Here is a 4,305-nt window from a genome sequence, read left to right as displayed (position 1 = left end):
ATCCGCCCTTCGGGCACCTTCTCCCATTGCTTCGCAACGGGAGAAGGGAATTCACTCCGCCGCCTCTTCCCTCTCAAGCGGCAATGGGTGATGTGGTGGACAGCGCGGAAGCCGTGAGATGCTGATCCCCTTCTCCCGTCGCAGCGCGATGGGAGAAGGTGGCCGACAGGCCGGATGAGGGCTCTTTCCACCGGCACGCCTCGCGGAGAGAGGCCCTCATCCGCCCTTCGGGCACCTTCTCCCATTGCGTTCCGCAACGGGAGAAGGGAATTTACTCCGCCGCCTTCAGCGCCGCTCCGCCCAGCCATTGATCGAAATCCGCCATGGCGCGCGCGGTGTAGGCGCGCTTGCGCTCGACTGCCTGTTCGGTGTGCTTCAGCCGCACGCCGTCCTTCACCTTCACCTTCTCGATGGGCGGGAACAGGCCGAAGTTCACGTTCATCGGCTGGAAGGATGACTTCTGCCCGTCGGTCGTCTCGATGTGTCCGCCGGTGATGTGGTTGATGAGCGCGCCATGCGCCGTCGTCGGCGGCGGCACGTGGAAGGGCTGGCCCAGCGCTTCCGCCGCGGCCATGCGGCCCGCCATCAGTCCCATGGCTGCGCTTTCGACATAGCCTTCCACACCCGTCACCTGGCCCGCAAAGCGCAGGCGGGGCATGGCCTTCAGTCTCAAGCCCTCATCCAGCACGCGCGGGCTGTTGAGGAAGGTGTTGCGGTGCAGCCCGCCCAGCCTTGCGAATTCCGCCTTCTCGAGGCCCGGAATGCTGCGGAACACCTTCACCTGGTCGGCGTATTTCAGCTTCGTCTGGAAACCCACAATGTTATAGAGCGTGCCCAGCTTGTTGTCCTGGCGCAACTGCACGACCGCATAGGGCTTCACCTCCGGGTTATGCGCATTGGTGAGGCCGCGCGGCTTCATGGGGCCATGGCGCAGCGTCTCGGGCCCGCGCTCCGCCATCACCTCGATGGGCAGGCAGCCGTCGAAGTATGGCGTGGACTTCTCCCACTCCTTGAAGTCCGTCTTCTCGCCATCGATCAGTGCACGGACGAATTGCTCGTACTGTTCCCGGTTCATCGGGCAGTTGATGTAGTCCTTGCCCGTGCCGCCGGGGCCAACCTTGTCATAGCGCGACTGGAACCACGCCACGTCCATATCGATCGTCTCGCGGTGGACGATGGGGGCGATGGCATCGAAGAAGGCGAGCGACTCCTCGCCGGTGAGCGAGCGGATCGCCGCCGCCAGAGCCGGTGATGTCAACGGCCCGGTGGCGATGATGACGCTCTCCCACGCCTCCGGCGGCAATCCCGCCACTTCGCCCTCGGCCACGGTAATGAGCGGATGGCGCTTCAGCGTCTCCGTCACCTCGGCCGAAAACGCATCGCGGTCCACCGCAAGTGCTCCGCCAGCGGGCACCTGGTGGCGGTCCGCCATGGCCATGATGAGGGAGCCGGAGCGCCGCATCTCCCAGTGGAGCAGGCCCACGGCATTCTGCTCGGCATCATCCGAGCGGAAGGAGTTGGAGCAGACGAGCTCGGCGAAGCCGCCGGTGCGGTGCGCATCGGTGCCGACATGGGGGCGCATCTCGTGCAGCACCACGGGCACGCCCTGGTTGACGGCCTGCCAAGCGGCCTCGGATCCCGCCATGCCGGCGCCGATGATGTGAATGGGTTTCTTCATGGGGCGCTCCTAGCATGCCGCGCGGGAGGGTGAAAGACTTCGGCCCTTCATCTGGCTCCCCCTAAGGAGTAGCATCACGGCCATGAGCACCACCCTTGCCGATATCTCCGCCGAACTCGACGCCATCCGCCAGCAATCGCTGTGGAAGACCGAGCGCCCCATCCTCAGCCACCAGTCGGCCCATATCCGGGTGAAGAGTGGCGAGGTGCTGAACTTCTGCGCCAACAACTATCTGGGGCTGGCCGACCATCCGGACCTCGTCACCGCCGCCAAGGATGCGCTCGAGACCCACGGCCTCGGCATGGCCTCCGTCCGCTTCATCTGCGGCACCAGCGACCTGCACCTGGCGCTGGAGCGGCGGCTGGCGGACTACCTCGGCATGGCGGACTCAATCCTCTTCGCCGCCTGCTTCGATGCCAATGGCGCGGTGTTCGAGCCGCTCTTCGGCGAGCAGGACGCGATCGTCTCCGACGCCTTGAACCATGCCTCGATCATCGACGGCATCAGGCTTTCCAAGGCCCGCCGCTTCCGCTTCGCCAATGGCGACATGAACGACCTCGAAACGCAGCTGAAGGCCGCGCGCGACGGTGGCGCCCGCCGCGTCATCATCGTGACGGACGGCGTCTTCTCCATGGATGGCTATTTCGCCAGGCTCGACGAAATCCGCACGCTGGCAGACCGTTTCGATGCGCTCATCATGGTGGATGACTGCCACGCCACCGGCTTCATCGGCCCGCAAGGCCGCGGCACGCCGCATCGGGCCGGGGTGAAGGTCGACATCCTCACCGGCACGCTCGGCAAGGCGCTGGGTGGTTCCGCCGGGGGCTATATCGCCGCGAGCCAGCCCATCGTGGACCTGATGCGCCAAAGGGCACGCCCCTATCTCTTCTCCAACGCCCTGCCGCCGCCCATCGTGGCCGCCGGCATCAAGGCCATCGACATGGCGGAGCAGGGGGATGATCTCCGCGCCCGCCTGTTCGACAATGCCCAGCGCTTCCGTCATGGCATGAGTAAGGCGGGCTTCAGGCTGCTGCCGGGCGAGCACCCGATCATCCCCGTCATGCTGGGCGAGGCGAAGCTGGCGCAGGACATGGCCTCGAAGCTTTACGAGAAGGGCATCTATGTCACGGGCTTCTTCTTCCCCGTGGTGCCGAAGGGCCAGGCGCGCATCCGCACGCAGATGTCGGCGGCGCATTCTTCAGCCGATATCGACAAGGCCATCGCCGCCTTCAGCAAGGCGGGCCGCGAACTGGGAGTGATCTGACATGCGCGCATTGGTGAAGGCGGAGAAGGCCGAAGGCATCGTCATGCGGGACGAGCCCGTGCCGCAGATCGGGCCGGACGACATCCTCATCAAGGTCGCCAAGACCGGTATCTGCGGCACTGACCTCCACATCTGGAAGTGGGACGCCTGGGCGCAGAAGACCATCCCCGTGCCCATGGTGGTGGGCCATGAATTCGCAGGTGTGGTCACCGAGGTCGGCTCCCATGTGCGTACAGTGAAGATTGGCGACCGCGTCTCGGGCGAAGGCCACCTCATCGGCATGAAAAGCCGTATGGCCAGGGCAGGGCACTTCCACCTCGACCCCGAAACCAAGGGCATCGGCGTGAACCTCCCCGGCGCCTTCGCGGATTATCTCAAGATCCCCGCCTTCAACGCCATTCATCTCCCGCCTGAGGTGGATGACGAGATCGGCGCCATCCTCGATCCGCTCGGCAATGCGGTCCACACCGCACTCTCCTTCGACCTCGTCGGCGAGGACGTGCTGATCACCGGTGCCGGCCCCATCGGCATCATGGCCGCCGCCATCTGCCGCCATGTTGGTGCGCGCCACATCGTTGTCACCGACATCAACGACTACCGCCTCGACCTCTGCAACCAGGTGACGGATGCGGTGACTGTCAACGTCTCGCGCGAGGATCTGCGCGACGTGATGGCGAGACTGCGGATGAGCGAAGGTTTCGACATCGGCCTCGAAATGTCGGGTGCTCCGAAGGCCTTCGACCAGATGGTGGACCACATGATCATGGGCGGCAAGATCGCCATGCTGGGCATTCCGTCGGGGCCCACCACGGTCGACTGGAACCGGGTGATCTTCAAGTCCCTCACCATCAAGGGCATCTATGGCCGCGAGATGTTCGAGACCTGGTACAAGATGATCGCCATGCTGCAATCAGGCCTCGACGTGCGCAAGGTCATCACCCACCGCATGAAGGCGGCGGATTTCGCCCAGGGCTTCGCGCTGATGAAGCAAGGGAGCTGCGGCAAGGTGGTGCTGGACTGGGGGTAATTGTTTGATGGCGTCATCCCGGCGAAGGCCGGGATCCAGCTTCCTTTGGGCCGCCAAAGCTGGACCCCGGCCTTCGCCGGGGTGACGCCGAGGAGGGGTGGTCTGCGATGCTTGCCATTCCCGCGCCCCGGGGTTACGGAGAAGCCAGCAACCCCCGTAACCACCTCGCGAGTCCGCCGATGCTCACTGCCTATGGAGCGGCCAATGGCTGCCTGACGGAATTCGAGGCCGCGGCCTCCCCCGCGGTCCCGCCCGACTGTGTCTGGCTGGACCTCGTCGAACCCACGGCGGAGGAGGAAGCCGCCGTAGAGGCCGCACTCGGCATCGATATTCCGA

At 65.1% G+C, this 4,305-nt stretch carries 3 protein-coding genes; 2 read left to right on the top strand and 1 reads right to left on the bottom strand.

The window, feature by feature from the left end:
• Window positions 1-271 precede the first annotated feature (271 nt).
• Window positions 272-1,678 (bottom strand): methylenetetrahydrofolate--tRNA-(uracil(54)-C(5))-methyltransferase (FADH(2)-oxidizing) TrmFO, encoded by a 1,407-nt coding sequence (trmFO, locus tag ACILRA_RS20440; protein WP_395663895.1) that lies wholly within the window; start codon window positions 1,676-1,678, stop codon window positions 272-274.
• Window positions 1,679-1,760: 82 nt separating this feature from the next.
• Between trmFO and ACILRA_RS20435 the strand changes: the two genes are divergently transcribed.
• Complete coding sequence (locus ACILRA_RS20435; protein ID WP_395663894.1) at window positions 1,761-2,942, top strand: glycine C-acetyltransferase; 1,182 nt, start codon at window positions 1,761-1,763, stop codon at window positions 2,940-2,942.
• Between the two features lies 1 nt (window position 2,943).
• Window positions 2,944-3,969 (top strand): L-threonine 3-dehydrogenase, encoded by a 1,026-nt coding sequence (gene tdh / locus ACILRA_RS20430; protein ID WP_395663893.1) that lies wholly within the window; start codon window positions 2,944-2,946, stop codon window positions 3,967-3,969.
• The last annotated feature ends 336 nt before the right edge of the window (window positions 3,970-4,305 follow it).

It is taken from the genome of Aestuariivirga sp. (genome assembly GCF_044239095.1).
Classification (GTDB): domain Bacteria; phylum Pseudomonadota; class Alphaproteobacteria; order Rhizobiales; family Aestuariivirgaceae; genus Aestuariivirga.
Note: the sequence above shows the minus strand (reverse complement) of the source record. Positions and strands in the feature narration are given on the sequence as shown.